Source organism: Streptomyces sp. NPDC088910 (assembly GCF_044749865.1).
In the GTDB taxonomy this organism is placed as follows: domain Bacteria; phylum Actinomycetota; class Actinomycetes; order Streptomycetales; family Streptomycetaceae; genus Actinacidiphila.
The window spans coordinates 636,240-654,027 of sequence record NZ_JBIVIV010000002.1 but is presented as its reverse complement, the minus strand read 5'-3'; the positions used below and the strand labels follow the sequence as shown (position 1 = coordinate 654,027).

Below are 17,788 nucleotides of genomic sequence, written 5' to 3'. Positions count from 1 at the left end.
ACGTCCTCCGGCGGCCGATGACCCCGCGCCGCTCCGGACGGCAGCGTGGTCCCGTGATCGAAGTCAGCCATCTCACCAAGCGCTACGGCCGGACCACCGCCGTCAACGACCTGTCCTTCACCGTCCGCCCCGGCCACGTCACCGGCTTCCTCGGCCCCAACGGCTCGGGCAAGAGCACCACTTTGCGGATGCTCGTCGGCCTGCACGCCCCCACTGGCGGCACCGCGACGATCAACGGCCACGACTTCCGTACCCGCCGCCGGGGCCTGCGCCACGTCGGCGCGCTGCTCGACGCGGGCGACGCGCACGGCGGGCGCACCGCGTACGACCATCTCCGCTTCCTGGCCCGCAGCAACGCCGTTCCCCGCGGCCGGATCGACACCGTCCTGCGCGAGGTCGGGCTCGGCGACGCCGCCGGCCGGCGCATCGGCGGTTTCTCGCTCGGCATGCGGCAACGGCTCGGCATCGCGGGCGCGTTGCTCGGCGATCCGCCCGTGCTGCTCTTCGACGAGCCGCTGAACGGGCTCGACCCCGAGGGCGTGCTCTTCGTCCGGGCGCTGTTCAGACGGCTGGCCGCCGAGGGCCGCACCGTCTTCGTCAGCAGCCACCTCATGACGGAGATGGAGCACACCGCCGACCGGCTCGTCGTCCTCGGCCGGGGTCGACTCCTCGCCGACGAGAGCGTTTCCGCCTTCGCCGCGCGCGGCGCGCGGCAGCGCGGGCAGGTCGTCGAGGTCCGCGCCGACGACCCGGCGGGGCTGGTGACCGCGCTCACGCGAGCGGGCGCCCGGGTGACGCAGGCGCCGGACGGCCTGCTCACGGTGACGGCTGCCGAAGGCTCCGGGATGGACGCCGTACGGATCGCGGGGATCGCCGTGGAGCGCGGCATCCTCGTCCACCAACTGACGACGCGGAACGGCTCGTTGGAGCAGGCGTTCATGGAACTGACAGGTACGAGCGTGGAGTACGCGGCGGAGTCGGGAGAGCGGTCATGAGTACGGAATCCGGCCTTCTCGAACCCGCGCCCCGCTTCTGGGACTTGCTGGCGGCGGAGTGGATCAAACTGTGGTCGCTGCGGTCCATCCCGTGGTTCGTGCTGCTCAGCGCCCTGGCCGCGGTCGGCGTGAACGCCAACGCCGCGCGCGCCGCCCGCGCGCACTGGCACTCAGGGCCGCCCCCGTTCACCGCGCACGGCGCCCTGCAAGAGGCGTTCAGCCGTCCCGCCGCCGCCTGGGTCCTGCTGGCCATGGGCGCGGTGGGCGCCATCGCGATCCTCAGCGAACAGACCACCGGCCTGCTCCGTACGACATTCTGCGCCGTCCCCGCCCGCCGGGAGGTCATGACCGCCAAGGTCCTGGTCGTCACGGCGGTCGCCGCCGTCTTCGGCGTCCTCACCGTCGCCGCCTCCGTCTGGTGCGACGCGGCCATTTTGTACGGCCGTTACACCGGCGTCCCCCTCACCGACCCCGTCGCCCTCCGCATCACCGCCGCCTCCGCCGTCCTCGCCCCGCTCGGCGCCCTCATCGGCCTCGGCCTCGGCGCCGTCATCCGCCACAGCGTCGCCACCATGGTCACGCTGTTCCTTCTCGCCTTCATCCTCCCCGTCTCCATCACCGACCGCACCCACCTCAGCGCCACCCTCACCCACGCGCTCCCCTTCAACGCCTGGTACCGCCTCACCCTCCCCATCGCCATCCTCCACGCCCCCTACCCCTCCACCATCCCCGGCGCCTGGCTCACCTTCGCCGCCTGGGCCGCCGCCCCCGCCCTCCTCGTCCTCCTGACGGTCCCCCGCCGCGACCAATAACGCCGCCCCGGCGGGGGCTGCGCTTCGCCTTGCCCTCGCCGTCGGGGGGCGCGCCCGGACGGGGGCGCGGGCCGGGGCGGGGGGCGCGCCGGGGCGGCGGGGCGAGGTCGGCGACGGTGGGCCGTCGCGGCGGCGCCCGGGGTCATCCCCGCGTGCGCGGGGGCAGCACCAGACTGTCTACGACGTGCGGTCACAGCAGGGGTCATCCCCGCGTGGTCCGCGTACAGCGTAGAGCTGAGGCGAGTGACCCGCCCCTACGGCGTGGGCGGGGAGCGGCTGAGGTCGTCACGAGGTTCGTGGAGCGGGCGGGGGCCCTGGGCGACGCGCGCCTCGGCAGCCGCCGTCCCGGCTGACGCGGGGTCACGACGCGCCGTGCCGTCGCCGCGCGATACGCGATGGCGCGGCCGTCAGTAGATGACGGCGACCGTTCACAAGGCGCGCCGCATGCAGACCAGTTGCTCCCGCTCGTCCCACGAGTCGGTGACGGTGAAGCCGAGCCGTTCGTACAGCGCGATGGCCCCGGTCCGCCACTTCCACACCGAGAGCCGGACCGTATCCGCGCCGTTCTCCGCCGCCTGCGCGAACGCCGCGCCGAGCAGGGCGGACGCGACGCCCCGGCCACGGAACTCGGCTTCGGTCCAGAGCCTCTTGACCTCGGAGTGCCCGTGGTCCGGACGCGTCACCACCACGCAGCCCACGGCGGCGTCCCGCACGAGCGCCACCAGCACGACATCGTCGGCGAACGCGCTCCGAGGGTCGGTGATCTCCGCCCGGTACCGATCCGGCAGCCCCTCCACCCCCGCGACCGGCTCCCCCTTCTCGGCCTCGGTCCGCAGGTGGTAGGCCGCCAGCAGCCCGGCCAGCCCGTCACCGGCCGAAGGTGCCTGATCCGGCCACCGGACGACGGCGACCTCAGGTTGATCACTCATGCCGCCAGCATCACACGGGGCGCCCTTTCGTCCGCACCCACCCCGTATCGAACGTCAGCGGCCTCGACGCACGCAGTCGAGCCTTCCGACGTGCCCCCGCTCCGTCCGCGACCGCAGCTCCCGCCGTACGCCCCGCACCGCCCGGTCGGAGAAACGGGAGGCCCTACGCCCCCTCCAGCGTCGGTGAGTCCCGACGAGCGGTCATCCCCGCGTACGCGGGGAGCGGCAGGACGCGCCCCGGCCGCTGGCCCGCGTGCGGGGGTCATCCCCGCGTACGCGGGGAACTGTATGGGTTTCCTCCCAGTGTCGGCTGCTAGCTGGGGTCATCCCCGCGTACGCGGGGAACTGGCTCGCTGACGTGCGGAGTTGCCGGGCGCAGAGCCCGGGTTGAATCAGGTGCAGAGGGTCGGGCAGAGGCGGCGCACCGCGTCGCGAGGAGGCCGCCCGCGTACAGGGTAGGGCCGAGGATGCGGCGGGGACTCAGCGGGCGGGGCCCGGCACCGCAGAGTCGCCCCACGGCGCAGGCGCAGGGGCGGGGACGAGGGCCCAGACGACCTTGCCGGGGGCGCCGACGCGCGGGGCGACACCCCAGCGGCCGTGGGTGACGGCGTCCACGAGGAGGAGCCCGCGCCCGCGTTCGGCGGCAAGATCAGGGGTGGGGGCGTCGAGGAGGACGGGTAAGGAACCGCCGGCGGCGTCGTGGACTTCGAGGAGCAGGCCGTCGGCGAGCCGATGGGCGCTGACGCCGAACTGCTTGCCGGGAACGTGCCCGTGGCGCTGTGCGTTGGCGGCGAGTTCGGCGAGGACGAGGCAGGCGGCCTCGGCCACGTCGCGTTCGGCCCGCCACGCGGCAAGGGTTCGCATCAGCGAGTGACGGGCGCGCCGTACTCCCAACGCCGTTGGGGGCCACAGCTCTTGTGGATCGGTGTACGGCTGCGGGGGCGGCGGCGCGCCACCGCCCTTCGCCTCTACGGCAACTCCCGACATAGCGCCTTACCGTCTCTCCGTGCGTGATCGAATTCTCACTTTCCGTACACAAGCGTGAGGCGGGAGCCATACGATCGCCAGGGGTCGGCCGTTGACCCCGCGAACAGCAAGGGGTACGGGCCCGGGTACGTGGCCGCCGCCGCGAAACCCGCAGGCGGAGCCGCCAATCGGCGCTGGCCACAGGCTCGTTGCCCACGACGGAGGCAAGGCGAAAGGAACGGGCGCTCGGATGATCGACGGAGCCGAGGACGAACTCAGCCCACGCGCGATGCTCGCGGCCGAACTCACCAGACAGCGGGAGCGCGCCGGTTGGACGCTGGCCGAACTCGCCGATCGTTCCAAGTACGACCCGTCGTATCTCCAACGCCTGGAGAAGGGCGTCCGGCTCGGCTCCCTCGACGCCATCGACGCGCTCGACCGGCTGTACGGAACCGGTGACCTGCTCAGCAAGTTGTGGCGTGCCGCCAAGCGCGAGGCGGGGCAGAGCCGGTTCCAGGGCTTTGTGGACTTGGAGGCGGAGGCGACGAGCATCCAGGAGTTCGCCGTCAGCACGGTTCCCGGACTCCTACAGACCCCTGGATACGCCGAGGCGCTGCTGCGCACGCGCGGGCCGAAGAGCGAAGAGTTGCTGACGCAACAGGTCACCGCCCGCATCGCCCGGCAGGACCGTCTCATCGATGCGAAGCCACTGAACTACCGGGGCTTGCTTGACGAGTCGGTCCTTCGAAGGCCACCCCGTGACGCGGGCGTGTGGACCGAGCAGTTGGAGCGTCTGCTGTCGGCCGCCGAACAGCCGAACATCGTTCTGCAAGTGGTGCCGTTCTCCGTCGGACTGCACAACCTCCTGACCAGTCCGCTTCAGCTTCTCTGGCTCCCCAGCGGGCGGACGGTCGCCTACGTGGAGAGCAGTTGGACCGGCCACCTCGTAGAGGAAACGGAGGAGGTGGACCACCTGCGCTTGTCCTACGATCGACTTCGGGACTCCGCGCTGTCGCCCACCGAGTCCTTGGACATACTCCGATCCGCACTGGAGGACCACTAGTCATGCAGAGCACCGGACTGAATCTGAGCGCCGCCGCGTGGCGCAAGTCGTCCTACAGCGGCGGGGCGGAGCCGGACAGTTGCGTCGAGGTCGCCGACAACTTCCCCGGCACCGTCCCCGTACGCGACTCCAAAGACCCCCACGGCCCCGCCCTCACCTTCTCCCCCGACGCCTGGTCCGCCTTCATCGACGCCGTGAAGTCCGGCCAACTCCCCACCGCCTGAACGTCCGAGGACCAGTGATCATGCCAAGCACCGGACTGAATCTCAGCGCCGCCGCGTGGCGCAAGTCGTCCTACAGCGGCAACTCGGACCCGAACAGTTGCGTCGAGGTCGCCGACAACTTCCCCGGCACCGTCCCCGTACGCGACAGCAAAGACCCCCACGGCCCCGCCCTCACCTTCCCCACCGCCTCCTGGTCCGCCTTCATCGACGCCGTGAAGTCCGGCCAACTCCCCACCGTCTAGCGGTCCGCCCCGACGCGGGGTGGGGGCGGGGCCGGGGCGTCAGAGGACGGCGAGGCGGTCGACCAGCAGCTCGGTTCTGCGTTCGGTGTCCCCCGGCGGGAGCCGCCCGGCACGGGTCAGGGTGGCGAGTCCGTGCAGGGACGCCCAGAACAGCTCGGTGAACAGCCCCGGGTGGACGCCGTCCCCGGCCACCTCGCCAAGGGTCTCCAGCAGAGCGGCGAAGGCGTCCTTCAGCGGCTCCGGCGTGTCCTCGTGCGCGAAGGCGAGGCCGCCGTCGAGGTTGAACATGGCGTCGTAGACCGCCGGGTTGCGTTCGGCGAAGTCCAGGTAGGTGCGGGCGAGGGTGGTGACCCGGGCGCGCGGGTCGTCCACGGCGGAGGTCGCGGCCCGTATCGCCACGGCCATCTCGGCGGCGCCCTGGAGGGCGACGGCGCCGATGATCTCGCGCTTCCCCCGGAAGTGGCTGTAGAGGACGGGCTGGCTGTACTCGATGCGCTCGGCGAGGCGGCGCGTGGTGACCGCGTCCCAGCCCTGGCGCTCGGCGAGTTCGCGGGCCGTGGCCACGATGAGGCGTTCGCGGCCCGCCCGTTCGCGCTCCTTGCGTTCCTGTACCGACATGACTCGATTCTAGCACCGCTAGACAATCGAGCGGTAGCAGGTCTAGCGTTGAACCAACGGCTAGCAACGCTAGATCCTGATCTCCGGGAGGGTCACCATGCTCAACGCACTTGAGGTCATCACCACCGTGGTCGTCGGCGTGATGGTGGGGGTGGAGTTCTCCGTCGCCTTCGTCATGAACCCGATCTTCAACGCGCTGCCCGACGACAGCGGCCAGCTCGCCCGCGCCCACGGGGGTCGCATGCTCGGCGCCGTGATGCCGTTCTGGTACATCGGCTCGCTCGTCCTCGCCGCCGTCTGGGCCGTCGCCGGACGGCACCACGACGGTGTCGGCCTCGTCATCACCGGTGCCGCGCTGCTGATCGTCAGCGTGATCATGTCGATCCTGCTGCTCGTCCCCATCAACAACCAGAGCAAGACCTGGACCCCCGAGAATCGGCCCGCCGACTGGAAGCAGCAGATGAATCGCTGGGACCGCTTTCACTACGTCCGCGTCGCCGTCATCATCGCCGCCTTCGCCTTCCTGGCCGCCGCCCTCCTCTGACCGGGCCGCCCCGCCCCCGCCCGGGCGCTTGCGCGCGCCGAATCCCGCCCGTCCCCGCGTGCGCGGGGAGCAGCGGACGCCGCCGTTGGCGTACGACAGGCCCTTGGGGGCATCCCCGCAGACGCGGGGGGCGGCCGTAGGGCGTCGTGGGGGCCGCTCGCAGAGGTGTCGGCGGTCAGTGGCGAGGGGACCAGGACGGGGTGGAACCGCCTTCGGGGACGGGCGAGGGCGGCGGGAGGCGGCGGGTGATGCGGTCGAAGAGGTCGGTGAGAGGCTCGCCGATGTCGCGGCCGAAGTCGGTGAGGCCGTAGGTGACTTGGGGAGGAGTCGTCGGCTCGACCGCACGCCAGATCAGGCCGTCCTGGACCAGGGCGCGCAAGGTCTGCGCCAGCATCTTCTCGCTGATGCCCCGGATGCTGTCGCGCAGCTCGTAGAACCGCAGATCGTTGGTCCGCAAGGAGATCAGCACCCAGATGCCCCACCGGCTGGTCACGTGGTCGACCATGTCGCGCGCGGGGCAGTCGGTGTGAAACACCTCATACCGAGGGTCCGCCGCGACCGGCTTCAGCTGCACGCCTTCCTCCATGCCCGGAGCTTACCTCGGGGTATGTCCTTACGGAAAGTAAGCCCGGCTCCTAGCGTCAATCCCCGTAGCCACAACGGATAACGCAGCAGGAACGAGGAGCCGAACATGATCGTGGTGACCGGTGCGACCGGAAACGTGGGCCGGCCTTTGACGCAGGCGCTGGCCGAGGCGGGCGAGCAGGTGACGGCGGTGTCGCGGCGCCCCCCGACCGGCTCGGCGCAACTGCCGGACGGCGTACGCCACTTGTCGGCCGACCTGGCCGAACCGGCGAGCCTGGCAGCGGCGTTGGACGGAGCGAAGGCGCTGTTCCTGCTCCTGTCCGGCGACTTGCACGCCCCCGAAGCCAGGCCCGCCGACCTCATCGCCCTCGCCGCGGCCCACGGCGTACGCCGGGTCGTCCTGCTGTCCTCGCAGGGCGTGTCGACCAGGCCGCTCGACCCGTCGCGGGTCGCGGTGCGCGCGGTGGAGGACGCGTTGCGGGGCTCCGGCCTGGACTGGGCGATCGTACGACCGGGCGGCTTCGCGTCCAACGCCCTGGCCTGGGCGGAGTCCGTGCGTACGGAGCGGACGGTCGCCGCGCCCTTCGGCGACGTGGGGGTTCCGGTCGTCGACCCGGCCGACATCGCCGAGGTCGCGGCGGCCTGCCTCCTGGACGACCGGCACAACGGCGGGGTGTACGAACTGACCGGGCCCGAGGTCATCACGCCACGTCAGCAGGCCGCTGCCATCGCCGCCGCGCTCGACTCGCCCGTACGGTTCCACGAACTCACCCGCGACGAGGCCCGGTTGGCGATGACCCGCTTCGTACCGGCCGAACTCGCCGACGACACCCTCGACATCCTCTCCGCCCCGCGTCCGGCCGAGTTGGCCATCAGCCCGGACGTCCAGCGTGTCCTCGGCCGCCCCCCGCGCCCCTTCCGCGACTGGGTCACCCGTAACATCGCCGCCTTCCGCTGAGGCGCCGAGTCCCGGTCAGCCCGGCCTGACCTCCCAAGTCGGGTTCTGGAGGCGGGTGTTGTGGACGGTGATGTCGGCGTGGTCGGCGGGGTGGGCCGTGGCGGCGTAGAGCCGCTGGGCGGGGAGGTAGCGGTCGTGCCAGGACCGTTCGATCTCGGCGGCGGCCGTCAGCGCCGCGTCCCGGCTCCGGGCCCGGTCCACCGTCTGCTCGAAGGGGACGGACACGAGGACGCGCAGGTCCCACCGGTCGAGGAGTTCGGGGCGGAGGAGGAAGACGCCGTCGAAGAGGAGTACGGCGTCCGCCGGGGCGGTCGCGGCCGGTGGCGACAGCGCGGTGTCGGTCTGCGCGTCGTAGGCCGTCGTTCGGAACCTCCGGTCTCCGCCAGGTCCCAGCGGGTCGAGCAGGAACCGGCACAGCGCGGCGCGGTCGTGGGCGTCGAAGTAGCAGCCTTCGGCGGTGTACCGGCCGCGCCGGTAGCGCTGTGCGCGCGGGACGAGGAAGTCGTCCACCGTCGCCCGGATGACCTCGCGGCCCCGCGCCCGCAGCACGACGGCGAGTTCGTCGGCCAGGGTCGTCTTCCCCGCGGCCGGCGGCCCGTCGACCGCGACCCGCACCGGGTGCCCTGTGGTGACCGCCCCGGCCGTGACCGCCCCGGCTGCCCCGGCCGTGACCGCCCCGGCCGCCCCGACCGCCTCCGCCAGCCGATCGATGAGCTCCCCGCGGGTGCCCTGCTCCATCGCCGCCCCTCCCCACGTGAGGGGCGGGCGGATGCCGTCCCCGGTCAGCCTCCCGCCGAGGCCGCGGCAACGCAGAACTCATTGCCCTCGGGGTCGGCCATCACCACATGGTGCCCCTCGAACTCCTCCAGGACGACCCCGCCCGCCTTCACCAGCCGCTCGGACTCCGCCTCGATCCGTGCCCACCGCTCGTCGGGGCTGCCGTGTCCCGGCACCCGGACGTCGATGTGGAGCCGGTTCTTGGCGGTCTTCGGCTCGGGGACCTTGAGGATGCAGAACCGGGGGCCGACGCCGTCGGGATCGCAGAGCCACGCGCCGTCGTCCGCGGAGTCGTCCTCCGGAAGGTCGAACTGCGCCAGCCACTCCTCACGGGTCGTGAAGGGAGCGGGCGGCGGCTCGTCCACATACCCCAGGGCCGTCTTCCAGAACGTGGCGAGGAGTTTCGCGTCCGCGCAATCAAGGGTCAGATCGATTCTTGCTGCCATGACAGGACCGTAACGCGCACCTCGGACAATCGCGGCCGACGCGGACGAGGGCCGACCGCGAATACCTCGACTTCCGCGGAGGGGGTCTTCCCCGCATTACGCGGGGGCGGCGGAGGGGCTGACCTCGGGATTGTCGGCGGGTGGGGGTGGGTTCGGCAAGGTCGCGGGGCGGGCGAATGGGGCAGGTGGCCGCCTGGTGGGGGACGGTGCCGGCGGGCCGTGGGGGCGTATTCGGGGTGGTCGGTAGGGTGGCCGGCTGTGGAGGACATGGTGGGGGTCCCGGCGGGACGGGTGACGGTGTCGGACCGGCGGACGCAGAAGAGCTGGCAGGTCGAGGTCGCGGCGTTCGAGATGGCGGCGGTGCCGGTGACGCAGGAGGCGTACGCGGAGGTCACCGGCCGGAGGCCGAGCAGTGTGGAGGGCGGGCGGCTGCCGGTGGAGGGGGTTTCGTGGTGGGACGCGGCGGAGTTCTGCGACGCCCTGTCGCGGCGGGAGGGGCTGACGCCCGCGTACGCGTTGGACCGTGAGGCCGAGCGGGCGGAGTGGGACGCGGCGGCGGACGGTTACCGGCTGCCGACCGAGGCCGAGTGGGAGTACGCCTGCCGGGCGGGGACGACGGGGCCGAGGTACGGGCAGCTCGACGCCGTCGCCTGGCACCAGGGGAACTCGGACGGGCGTACGCACCCCGTCGGCGGCAAGGAGCCCAACGCCTTCGGCCTGTACGACATGTTGGGCAACGTGTGGAACTGGTGCTGGGACGTCTACGACGCCGAGGTGTACGGGACCTACCGGGTGCTGCGCGGCGGCGGCTGGGCCGACGCGCACTGGAGCTGCCGCGCGTCCGTGCGGCGCCGCAGCCATCCGACGTTCGGAATCGACGACGTGGGGTTCCGCGTCGCACGTTCTACGGCGCCGCCGTCGCCGCCCCGGCCGTAAGGACCGTAAGGACCGTAAGGGTCGCAGGACGATCGACCTCCACGGTCGCCCACGTCCGGACACGCATCGCCGTTCCCCCAACGCACGGCCTTGGGGCCGGGGTTATCCCCGCTCGCGCGGGGAGCAGACCGCCGTGCTCTTCGACACCGTGCCGGACGAGGGGTCATCCCCGCTTGCCCGGGGAGCAGCAGTACGGGCACGTGCTGTCGTTCGAGTAGGTGGGGTCATCCTCGCTTGCGCGGGGAGCAGCTGGCTGCCCCCGGCGTCCCGGTCATCCGCTGGGGGTCATCCCCGCTTGCGCGGGGAGCAGCTCCAGGCGCTGCCGCACCGCAAGTACCAGCAGGGGTCATCCCCGCTTGCGCGGGGAGCAGGCTCGCTGACGTGCGGGGTTATCAGGGGGCAGGGGCCGATTGAACCAACTGTCGAGGATCGGGCGAATAGGGCAAGCGGCTCCTGAAGGCGGGCCGCACGGCCCCGAGCGCAGGATATGGCCACGGCAGGCGGCCGCAGGGGCCAAGGCTGGACCGAGCGCCAAGACGTGGGTGCGGGCGACTCACGGGGGCTGGGCCCAAGCAACCAGCTTGCGGTGAGCCGCAGTTCGTTCCGCCGCACCGAGGGGGCGGCGGCGCCCGGAGTTCCGTCGGACGTCATCCGGCGCGCTGGCCGAAGGTGACGCCAGGGCTGAGGCTCAGGGCCAGGACGGTGTCGAGTGCGGTCTCCAGCGGAAGGCTGTCCCGCTGGATCTGGGCGAGCAGGAGTGCTCCCTGCAAGGCGCAGAGGAGGGTGACCGCCAGGTCGTCCGGATCGATGCCGGGCCGGAGGCGCCCGGCGACGTGCAGGGCGGCCAGCCCTTGGCCGATGACGGTGGACCAGCGGCCGAACCCGACCGAGACCCGAGCGCGGGCCCGCGCGTCGCTCTCGGCGAGCTGACCGCCGAGGGACCCGAGCGGGCAGCCGCCCCGGCCGTCGAGGCGTCCGGCCTCGGCGACGACCAGGTCGCGCCAGGCGCGCAGCCCCTCGACCGTGTCGAGCCCCGCCTGCTCGGTGGTGGTGACGATGGCGTCGGCCTGGCGGTCGATCACCGCCTGCACGAGCGCTTCCTTGTCGGCGAAGTAGTGGTAGAGCTGCGAGCCGCTGACCTGGGCCGCGGCCTTGACGTCTTCGAGGGTGGCGCCCGCGACGCCGCGTTCGTGAACGAGTTCGGCGGCGGCGTCGACGATACGGGCCCGGGTCCGCAACCCCTTGGGCGTCAGCTTGGCCGTCGGGCGCGTATCGGTAGCCATGACGCCACGCTAACACCGTTTTGGACTTGAGAACCCATTTTTTGGACGCGAGAGTGGAATCGGCGACCCAGAAATCACTGGGCCCATCGCAGCACGAATCGCAGCACGCATCGCAGCACGCAAGGGGCGCTCTCATGAACGACATCGCAACCCCGGTCGCCGACCGGGCCGCCGAGGTCCAGGCGCAAGCCGCCGGGCGGCTGCCCGCCGAGGTCGGAACCGCCTTCGAGAACGAGAGGCGGCGGCTGATGGCGGCCGGTGTCCCGGACGGCGTCGCCGGTCCGGGCACCGCCATGCCCGACGGCGACCTTCTGGACGCGACCGGTCGGCCGACGAGCCTTTCGGCCGTACGGGCGGGGCGCCCGGCCGTCGTCGTCTTCTACCGGGGAGCCTGGTGCCCGTACTGCAACCTGACCTTGCGCACCTACCAGGAGGCCCTGGTCGACCAACTCCGAGCGCGGGGCGTCGCCCTGATCGCGCTCAGCCCGCAGAAGCCGGACGGCTCGCTGACGATGACCGAGAAGCTCGGCCTGTCGTACGCCGTACTGTCGGACCCGGGGAACCGGATCGCCGCGCAGCTCGGCATCGTCTTCACCCTCGCCGACAGCGCGCAGGACGCGCAGGCGTCCCTCGGCGTCCGCCTCACCGACGTCAACGCCGACGGGTCCGCCGCTCTCCCGCTCGCCACGACCGTCCTCGTCGGCGCCGACGGCTCCATCCGCTGGATCGACGTCCACCCCGATTACACGACGCGGTCGGAACCCGCCGAGATCCTTGCCGCCGTCGCGGCCCTCGAATAGCCCTCGGCGGAGCCGCGCCCTGAGCAAACACGTCATCCCCGCACGCGCGGGGGGCCGCCATGCGCGGGGCACAGCGCCAAGTAGCCCCCGGGGCCATCCCCGCACGCGCGGGGTGCACGACGCCCTGGAGAAGACCGTCACCAAGCACATGGGCTCATCCCCGCACGCGCGGGGGGGGCAGTTCGGTGACGGCATCGGCGAACTGCTGGGACCGGGGGTCATCCCCGCACGCGCGGGGGGGGCAGATGCTGTGGCCCGCGTAGCTGGCACGGGCTGGGGGGTCATCCCCGCACGCGCGGGTGGGCGGTCTCGCTGACGTGCATGTTCAGCAGTGGGGGGAGGCGGATGGAACCAACCGTCAAGGATCGGGCAGATGGGGCGAACCGTCGCGCGGTGGGAGTGCGGCCGGGGCTGGGTACAGGGTACGGCGGGGTGGCGCCGCGTGTGGGGGGACGGGAGAGGCCGGGCGGGGGCCCGGCCTCTCTTGGCGGGGGTCAGGACAGGAAGGTCTCGCAACGGCCGCCGACGTTGGTGTTGTTGCCGGTGCCGGGGTGGGCGGTGTCGAGGCCGGGGCCGCAGTCGAGGGCGTCGTTGCCGGTGGTGGAGCGGACGGTGTCGGAACCGCCGCCCGCCGAGACGACGTTGTTGCCGCCGCCCGCGTCCACGCGGTCGTCGCCCCCACCCGTCGTGATCTGGTCGTTGCCGCTGCCCGCGAGGACCACATTGGCGCCGTCGCCCGTGGAGACGACGTTGTTGCCGCCGCCCGCGTCGGTGTACGAAGGGCCGGTGCCCGGCAGGGAGATGCGGTCGTTGCCCGCGCCGGTCAGGACGCAGTCGCTTCCGCCGCCGCCGTCGACGGTGTCGTTGCCGCCGCGGCCGAGGATGAGGTCGTTGCCGGGGGTGCCGGTGAGGCGGTCGTTGCCGGGGGTGCCGAGGATGACGTTCTGGATGTCGACGCCGGTGCAGGGGCCGAAGGTGACGGAGCCGGTGTGGCGGATGCCGGTGAGGCCGGTGGGGGTCTCGGTGTAGGTGAGGGAGGCGCCGCGGGCGACGGTCGCGGGGACCGGGGCGAGGACGGCGGGCTCGCCGTCGACCGTACGCACGGTGGTCGTGCGGCCGGAGCCGGTGATCTCGTAGGAGCCGCGCCCGAGGGAGAGCGTGGCAGCGCCGCCGGTCAACTGGACCTGGGCGGGGGCGGATCCGGGGCCGACGTACACCAGCACGCCCGCGGGGTCGCGGGCGTCGGAGACCAGGACCGTACGGCCGCCGGTGGCGACGACACGGCCGGAGGTGGTGCCGCCGAGGGCCGCGTCGGAGAAGCCGTTCAGGGGCAGGAAGGCGCCGCCCGCCGCGCAGGCGATCGTGCCGCCGCGCAACGCGTGCCCGCCGTCGTCGCTGTCGTCGGACCAGAAGACCGGCTTGCGGCCGTCGACGCACTCGGAGCGCGGGGCGAAGGCGAAGCCTTCGTTGTTGAGGTTGGGCATCGCGGCCGGGCGCTCGTAGAGGCCGGTGGCGGCGAAGTCACCGTTGGCGCCCACGGCGAAGGTCGCCGTACGGCCGTTGCAGGTGTCGTCGCACACGGCCCACAACTGGTCGGCCTCGGCGTCGAACTGGATCTCCATGATGCTCGGGAAGCCGCTGGCGAAGGCGGCGACGCGGGTGAAGCCGCTGCCGGACTGGTCGAGGGCGTACGCGTAGACGCTGCCGTTGCCTTCGAGGCCGACGAAGAAGAGGCCGTCACCGTGGTCGGGGTAGGCGGCCGGGGAGTACGCGGCGCCCGTGTGCTGGTCGCGGAAGCCGTGCGAGGTCAGGTAGCTGTCGGGGACCCAAGTGATGCCCTCAAGGCCGCTGTTGGCGCCGACCGGCGGCAGGTCCGCGGTCAGATTCCACTCGCGGGTGGCGCGCAGCGCGCCGGACCCCGTGCCGGGCGGGTCGAAGCGCAGCACCTCGGGACGGCTCACGCCGCTGACCGCGTTGTCGCGCTCGGTCGAGACGAAGACGCCGCCGGAAGGGCCCGCGCCCGTCAGGGCGACCCCCTCGGCGTCGGGGTCACCGGTCCCGTCCGGGTAGCGCAGCGCCTTGCCCGCGCTCCACCCGTCGGCGGTGTCCGGCGCCCACTTGGCGCCGTCCCACTCCAGCCGGTACAGCGTGGAGGGGCCGTTCCTGACCGCCCACAGCACACCGGGGGTCGGCCCGCCTGAGCCCTCGTACGCCAGACCGCTCAGGTTCGTACCGAAGACGTTCGCGTCGTCGACCGTGGTCACCGAGGAGCCGCCCGGCCACGGGGAGGCCGCGACCTGACCGGCGCACGCGTTGGCCGCGCCCTTCGTGGAGGCGGCCGTCGTCGCGAAGTCGCCCGTGCCGTCGGGGCAACGCCCGTACGTGGTCGCCGCGTGGGCGGTCCAGGAGTACGCGTCGATCAGCGTCGTGCCGTCCGGCAGGAAGAGGCGGGCGGAGTCGGCGCCGCCGAGACCGAAGGCCGACTCGACGTCGAGGGCGAGGAAACCGCCCGGCGCGACCGACGTACCGGCGGGGACCGCGAAGACGTGGGAGTCGTCGTTGTCCTTGACGAGCCAGCCCGATATGTCCACGGACACGGGACTTGTGTTGGTCAACTCGACCCAGTCGCCGGGCGTTCCGCCATTGGACTCGACCTCATTGATTCGCACGGCCGACGAGGGCGCTCCGCAGTCGTTCGCGGCGCCCTTGGTGGAGGCGGTCGTGGTGACGAAAGCGCCGGTGCCGTCGGGGCAACGGCCGTACGTGGTCGCCGCGTGGGCGGTCCAGGAGTACGCGTCCACCAAGGTCACGCCGTCGGGCAGGAAAAGCCGCGCGGAATCCGCGCTTCCCAGCCCGAAGACGGGGTCGACGTCGAGCGCGAGAAAACCGCCGGGCGCGATCGACGTACCGGCGGCGATCGTGAACACATGGGAGTCGTCATTGTCCTTGACGAGCCAACCCGACACATCAACAGCAATCGCATCCGAATTGACCAACTCGACCAGTCGCCCGGCGTTCCGCCATTGGACTCGACCTCATTGATTTTCACGGCGGAAGGCGCCGCGTCGGCCGCCGGCGAAACAGTCGGTGAAACGGTCGGCGAACCGGCCGGCGAAACCGCCGAGGCGGCGGGCGAGGACGCGAGGAAAAAGGGAATCGCGGTCAGGAACGCGACGCCCAGAGTGATTGACGCACGCCATCTCTTATGCAAGGTTTGCAAGGCTGTGGGTCCCTCTTCGGTCGGCACGGCGGGAAATGAGCAGGGGTCCCGCGAAGCCTCCGGCAGCCCGGCGAATGGCGGGCGAACCGCGGGCGAACGCCAGGTGAGCCTTCGGTTCCACACCGAGCATCACGATCTTGAAACAATTCTGGTCAGACATCAGAAGGCTCAATAGTCTCCGGGTGCACGGCAGTTAACAGTGACTGCCACGTTCCTCGGGGAGCATGCATTGGCCATACACGAGCACGAGGTCGACCGTCGCACGTTGTTCAGAGTCGGCCTGGGCGGAGCGGTCGCCGCCGTCGTCGGTACCGAACTGGCCTTGCCCGGAGCGGCCGTTGCCGCGCCGTCGCCCCAATTCCCGTGGATCATCGACTGCGACACGTGGGGCGCCCGGCCGCCGTCCAGCCCGATCCAGATCACGGGCAACACCACGAACAAGATCATCCTGCACCACATGGCGTTCCCCAACGTCACGGACTACTCGCGCGCCCACGCGGTCCAGCTCGCCAAGGACTGCCAGGACCTGCACATGGACACCAACGGCTGGGCCGACACCGGCCAGCACTTCACCGTCAGCCGCGGCGGCTACGTCATGGAGGGCAGGCACCGAAGCCTGGAGACGCTGGTCACCGGGGAACACCAGGTCACGGCCGCGCACTGCCCCGGTGAGAACGGCAACGCGATCGGCATCGAGAACGAGGGCACGTACATCACGGAGACGCCGCCGCGCGCGCTGCTCGACTCCCTGGTGGAGCTGTGCGTCGCCGTGTGCCGGCAGTTCGACCTGCACGCCTGGGACATCTTCGGGCACTGGGACTTCCGGCTCGGCACCGAGTGTCCCGGCGCCGCCTTCTACGCGCAGTTCCCGACGATCCGCTCGCGCGTCCTGACCCAGATGCGCACGCCCCGGCGGGACATCCCCGCGCGCCGCTGGCCGGACATCTGGCGGTTCGTGGACAGCCAGGTCGTCGGGGTCGCGCAGTACCTGCTCAACAACGCCGGGTACACCGCGCTGACGCCCAACGGCGTCTTCGGCACCGACATGAACGCCGTGGTCGCCGACTTCCAGACCACGCACGGCATTCCGGTCACGCCCGACGCCACCTTCGACACCGCCACGTGGGAAGCGCTGGCGCCCGTACTCGACAAGCACGCCACCGGGCTGCCGGTGAGCGGCCTCCAGTCGATCCTGGCCCTCAAGGGCTTCGCCGGTGTCACGGTCAACGGCACCTTCGACCACGCCACCCAGAAGGCCGTCCAGGACCTCCAGCGGCTGCACGGCCTGCGCCCCAACGGCAAGGTCGACCTGAGCACGTGGTGCGCCGCGGTCGGCGGGTCCGTCCGCGAGGCCTTCTGTTAACCCGCGCCATACGGGTGCGGTGCACCTGATCTTTTAGGGGCGTTGGGGCCGCCGTTGGGGCGGAGCCAACGCCCCTACGGGGCACGTCCCGGCCGGGGTCTTACGGCAGGCAGAGGATCAGGATGCACAGGCCCTGGTGCGCGGGCGGCGTCGTCGGGGACGTGCTCGGCGACGCGGGGTCGGCGGGGGTGGTGGCCGGGGGCGCCGTCGTCGTCGTGCCGGGGTCCGCGGGGGTGTCGGCGGCGGTGCCGGTGCCGGTGTTCACGGCTTGCGTGCCGGTCGACGGGGGCGTCGAAGGAGCCGTCGAGGCGGACGGGGCCGGGCCGGTGGCCGGGGAAGTGGCGGGCAGCGGGGCCGTACCGGCGTTGGTGGCGGCCGGGTGGGTCGCCTCGGCCGTGGGGAGCGCCGGGGTACGGGTGTGCCGCTGGGTGGCGGGCGCGGCGGCGTGCGGGCCCGACGTCGGGTCCGTGGCCTGCGCGTTGTCGGTGCGCAGCGTCACCGGCGTCACGGTGTCGTACGACGAGGACGCCGTCGTGCCCCGGCCGGAGCCGTGGTTCTGCGTGGACGCGACGGTCACGCCGCCGCCGAAGAGGGCCACCGCCGTGGCGACGCCCGCACGGCGCCGGTTCTTCTTCCACCGCTCCAACTGCCGCCGCCGGGCGGCGCGTCCGCCCTGCAAGCGGGGCACGAGCGAGGAGGGCCCGAGGACGGACGCCGTCCTCTCCTCGTCAGCCGAAGCCGCAGGGGTGGCCGGGAAGACGGAGGGCTCCGGTATGTACGCGGCGGGCTCGTACGGAGCCGGGTCCGCGTACGAGACCGGAGCCGGGTCCGCGTACGACGCCGGGTCCGCGTACGAGACCGGTGCCGCGTCCGTCTCCGGCGCGTAGGCGCCGCAACCCGGGCACACCAGCGCCCCGTTGACGGAGCGGCGGCACGTGTAGCAGTAATCCATTCGTGGTCTTTCTCCGCTGGCTTCGCGGCCGAGGGTGGGCCGCAGGGATGTCCACGTCCCCCGCGAAGGGGCAGC

Annotated in this window: 20 protein-coding genes; 11 read left to right on the top strand and 9 right to left on the bottom strand. The window is 72.1% G+C overall.

The annotated features are described in order from the left end of the window. Positions 1 to 53 precede the first annotated feature (53 nt). Together ACIP4Z_RS07425 and ACIP4Z_RS07420 are read left to right on the top strand one after the other, a co-directional pair. Positions 54 to 995, top strand: a complete 942-nt coding sequence (locus ACIP4Z_RS07425) for an ABC transporter ATP-binding protein (protein WP_401305695.1) — start codon at positions 54 to 56, stop codon at positions 993 to 995. Then, on the top strand, positions 992 to 1,807 hold the full coding sequence (locus ACIP4Z_RS07420) for an ABC transporter permease (RefSeq protein ID WP_391041743.1): 816 nt from the start codon (positions 992 to 994) through the stop codon (positions 1,805 to 1,807). Before ACIP4Z_RS07425 ends, ACIP4Z_RS07420 begins: the two co-directional genes overlap by 4 nt. Positions 1,808 to 2,235: 428 nt before the next feature. On the opposite strand, the gene ACIP4Z_RS07415 is transcribed toward ACIP4Z_RS07420, so the two are convergent. Together ACIP4Z_RS07415 and ACIP4Z_RS07410 are read right to left on the bottom strand one after the other, a co-directional pair. Continuing rightward, entirely contained in the window at positions 2,236 to 2,736 is a 501-nt protein-coding gene (locus ACIP4Z_RS07415) for a GNAT family N-acetyltransferase (RefSeq protein WP_401305693.1), read from the bottom strand. 480 nt (positions 2,737 to 3,216) lie between these two features. Beyond that, positions 3,217 to 3,723 carry an ATP-binding protein gene (locus ACIP4Z_RS07410; protein WP_401305691.1) on the bottom strand — a complete coding sequence of 169 codons (507 nt, stop codon included), beginning with the start codon at positions 3,721 to 3,723 and terminating at the stop codon, positions 3,217 to 3,219. Between the two features lie 229 nt (positions 3,724 to 3,952). Between ACIP4Z_RS07410 and ACIP4Z_RS07405 the strand changes: the two genes are divergently transcribed. Genes ACIP4Z_RS07405 through ACIP4Z_RS07395 form a run of 3 tightly spaced genes read left to right on the top strand, consistent with a single transcriptional unit; the run spans position 3,953 to position 5,231 of the window. Continuing rightward, positions 3,953 to 4,765, top strand: a complete 813-nt coding sequence (locus ACIP4Z_RS07405; RefSeq protein WP_401305689.1) for a helix-turn-helix domain-containing protein — start codon at positions 3,953 to 3,955, stop codon at positions 4,763 to 4,765. Between the two features lie 2 nt (positions 4,766 to 4,767). Continuing rightward, positions 4,768 to 4,989, top strand: a complete 222-nt coding sequence (locus tag ACIP4Z_RS07400; RefSeq protein WP_401305687.1) for a DUF397 domain-containing protein — start codon at positions 4,768 to 4,770, stop codon at positions 4,987 to 4,989. Positions 4,990 to 5,009: 20 nt separating this feature from the next. Continuing rightward, positions 5,010 to 5,231: a DUF397 domain-containing protein gene (locus ACIP4Z_RS07395; protein WP_401305685.1), complete on the top strand. Its 222-nt coding sequence runs from the start codon at positions 5,010 to 5,012 to the stop codon at positions 5,229 to 5,231. A gap of 39 nt (positions 5,232 to 5,270) precedes the next feature. Here ACIP4Z_RS07395 and ACIP4Z_RS07390 read toward each other — a convergent pair whose 3' ends face one another. Continuing rightward, positions 5,271 to 5,849 (bottom strand): WHG domain-containing protein, encoded by a 579-nt coding sequence (locus tag ACIP4Z_RS07390; protein WP_391041751.1) that lies wholly within the window; start codon positions 5,847 to 5,849, stop codon positions 5,271 to 5,273. Between the two features lie 97 nt (positions 5,850 to 5,946). Here ACIP4Z_RS07390 and ACIP4Z_RS07385 point away from each other — a divergent pair, with 97 nt between their 5' ends. Further along, entirely contained in the window at positions 5,947 to 6,393 is a 447-nt protein-coding gene (locus ACIP4Z_RS07385) for a DUF1772 domain-containing protein (protein WP_355339867.1), read from the top strand. A 175-nt stretch (positions 6,394 to 6,568) separates the two neighbouring features. Here the strand turns inward: ACIP4Z_RS07385 and ACIP4Z_RS07380 are convergent, their stop codons facing one another. Next, positions 6,569 to 6,979, bottom strand: coding sequence for a winged helix-turn-helix transcriptional regulator (locus tag ACIP4Z_RS07380; protein ID WP_401305682.1), 411 nt, complete (start codon positions 6,977 to 6,979; stop codon positions 6,569 to 6,571). 105 nt (positions 6,980 to 7,084) lie between these two features. Here ACIP4Z_RS07380 and ACIP4Z_RS07375 point away from each other — a divergent pair, with 105 nt between their 5' ends. Continuing rightward, complete coding sequence (locus ACIP4Z_RS07375) at positions 7,085 to 7,936, top strand: SDR family oxidoreductase (RefSeq protein ID WP_401305680.1); 852 nt, start codon at positions 7,085 to 7,087, stop codon at positions 7,934 to 7,936. 15 nt (positions 7,937 to 7,951) lie between these two features. On the opposite strand, the gene ACIP4Z_RS07370 is transcribed toward ACIP4Z_RS07375, so the two are convergent. Both ACIP4Z_RS07370 and ACIP4Z_RS07365 read right to left on the bottom strand, forming a co-directional pair. Continuing rightward, complete coding sequence (locus ACIP4Z_RS07370) at positions 7,952 to 8,674, bottom strand: cytidylate kinase family protein (RefSeq protein WP_401305678.1); 723 nt, start codon at positions 8,672 to 8,674, stop codon at positions 7,952 to 7,954. Between the two features lie 44 nt (positions 8,675 to 8,718). Further along, positions 8,719 to 9,159 (bottom strand): VOC family protein, encoded by a 441-nt coding sequence (locus ACIP4Z_RS07365; protein WP_391041758.1) that lies wholly within the window; start codon positions 9,157 to 9,159, stop codon positions 8,719 to 8,721. Positions 9,160 to 9,426: 267 nt separating this feature from the next. Here ACIP4Z_RS07365 and ACIP4Z_RS07360 point away from each other — a divergent pair, with 267 nt between their 5' ends. Beyond that, entirely contained in the window at positions 9,427 to 10,095 is a 669-nt protein-coding gene (locus tag ACIP4Z_RS07360) for a formylglycine-generating enzyme family protein (protein ID WP_401306027.1), read from the top strand. Positions 10,096 to 10,742: 647 nt separating this feature from the next. On the opposite strand, the gene ACIP4Z_RS07355 is transcribed toward ACIP4Z_RS07360, so the two are convergent. Continuing rightward, positions 10,743 to 11,378 (bottom strand): TetR family transcriptional regulator, encoded by a 636-nt coding sequence (locus ACIP4Z_RS07355; RefSeq protein ID WP_401305676.1) that lies wholly within the window; start codon positions 11,376 to 11,378, stop codon positions 10,743 to 10,745. 134 nt (positions 11,379 to 11,512) lie between these two features. Here ACIP4Z_RS07355 and ACIP4Z_RS07350 point away from each other — a divergent pair, with 134 nt between their 5' ends. Then, entirely contained in the window at positions 11,513 to 12,178 is a 666-nt protein-coding gene (locus ACIP4Z_RS07350) for a redoxin domain-containing protein (protein WP_391041760.1), read from the top strand. 494 nt (positions 12,179 to 12,672) lie between these two features. Here the strand turns inward: ACIP4Z_RS07350 and ACIP4Z_RS07345 are convergent, their stop codons facing one another. Then, positions 12,673 to 15,105: a lamin tail domain-containing protein gene (locus ACIP4Z_RS07345; protein ID WP_401305673.1), complete on the bottom strand. Its 2,433-nt coding sequence runs from the start codon at positions 15,103 to 15,105 to the stop codon at positions 12,673 to 12,675. On the opposite strand from ACIP4Z_RS07345, the gene ACIP4Z_RS07340 reads away from it, so the two are divergent. Both ACIP4Z_RS07340 and ACIP4Z_RS07335 read left to right on the top strand, forming a co-directional pair. Continuing rightward, on the top strand, positions 15,106 to 15,573 hold the full coding sequence (locus ACIP4Z_RS07340; RefSeq protein WP_401305671.1) for a hypothetical protein: 468 nt from the start codon (positions 15,106 to 15,108) through the stop codon (positions 15,571 to 15,573). A 54-nt stretch (positions 15,574 to 15,627) separates the two neighbouring features. After that, complete coding sequence (locus tag ACIP4Z_RS07335) at positions 15,628 to 16,761, top strand: N-acetylmuramoyl-L-alanine amidase (protein WP_355339846.1); 1,134 nt, start codon at positions 15,628 to 15,630, stop codon at positions 16,759 to 16,761. 100 nt (positions 16,762 to 16,861) lie between these two features. Here ACIP4Z_RS07335 and ACIP4Z_RS07330 read toward each other — a convergent pair whose 3' ends face one another. After that, positions 16,862 to 17,713: a hypothetical protein gene (locus ACIP4Z_RS07330; protein WP_401305669.1), complete on the bottom strand. Its 852-nt coding sequence runs from the start codon at positions 17,711 to 17,713 to the stop codon at positions 16,862 to 16,864. Between the last annotated feature and the right edge of the window lie 75 nt (positions 17,714 to 17,788).

Coding starts and splice junctions, on each gene's coding strand:
- ACIP4Z_RS07420 (WP_391041743.1), top strand. CDS start 992: ATGAGTACGGAATCCGGCCTTCTCGAACCCGCGCCCCGCTTCTGGGAC.
- ACIP4Z_RS07415 (WP_401305693.1), bottom strand. CDS start 2,736: ATGAGTGATCAACCTGAGGTCGCCGTCGTCCGGTGGCCGGATCAGGCA.
- ACIP4Z_RS07410 (WP_401305691.1), bottom strand. CDS start 3,723: ATGTCGGGAGTTGCCGTAGAGGCGAAGGGCGGTGGCGCGCCGCCGCCC.
- ACIP4Z_RS07405 (WP_401305689.1), top strand. CDS start 3,953: ATGATCGACGGAGCCGAGGACGAACTCAGCCCACGCGCGATGCTCGCG.
- ACIP4Z_RS07400 (WP_401305687.1), top strand. CDS start 4,768: ATGCAGAGCACCGGACTGAATCTGAGCGCCGCCGCGTGGCGCAAGTCG.
- ACIP4Z_RS07395 (WP_401305685.1), top strand. CDS start 5,010: ATGCCAAGCACCGGACTGAATCTCAGCGCCGCCGCGTGGCGCAAGTCG.
- ACIP4Z_RS07390 (WP_391041751.1), bottom strand. CDS start 5,849: ATGTCGGTACAGGAACGCAAGGAGCGCGAACGGGCGGGCCGCGAACGC.
- ACIP4Z_RS07385 (WP_355339867.1), top strand. CDS start 5,947: ATGCTCAACGCACTTGAGGTCATCACCACCGTGGTCGTCGGCGTGATG.
- ACIP4Z_RS07380 (WP_401305682.1), bottom strand. CDS start 6,979: ATGGAGGAAGGCGTGCAGCTGAAGCCGGTCGCGGCGGACCCTCGGTAT.
- ACIP4Z_RS07375 (WP_401305680.1), top strand. CDS start 7,085: ATGATCGTGGTGACCGGTGCGACCGGAAACGTGGGCCGGCCTTTGACG.
- ACIP4Z_RS07370 (WP_401305678.1), bottom strand. CDS start 8,674: ATGGAGCAGGGCACCCGCGGGGAGCTCATCGATCGGCTGGCGGAGGCG.
- ACIP4Z_RS07365 (WP_391041758.1), bottom strand. CDS start 9,159: ATGGCAGCAAGAATCGATCTGACCCTTGATTGCGCGGACGCGAAACTC.
- ACIP4Z_RS07360 (WP_401306027.1), top strand. CDS start 9,427: ATGGTGGGGGTCCCGGCGGGACGGGTGACGGTGTCGGACCGGCGGACG.
- ACIP4Z_RS07355 (WP_401305676.1), bottom strand. CDS start 11,378: ATGGCTACCGATACGCGCCCGACGGCCAAGCTGACGCCCAAGGGGTTG.
- ACIP4Z_RS07350 (WP_391041760.1), top strand. CDS start 11,513: ATGAACGACATCGCAACCCCGGTCGCCGACCGGGCCGCCGAGGTCCAG.
- ACIP4Z_RS07340 (WP_401305671.1), top strand. CDS start 15,106: ATGGGAGTCGTCATTGTCCTTGACGAGCCAACCCGACACATCAACAGC.
- ACIP4Z_RS07330 (WP_401305669.1), bottom strand. CDS start 17,713: ATGGATTACTGCTACACGTGCCGCCGCTCCGTCAACGGGGCGCTGGTG.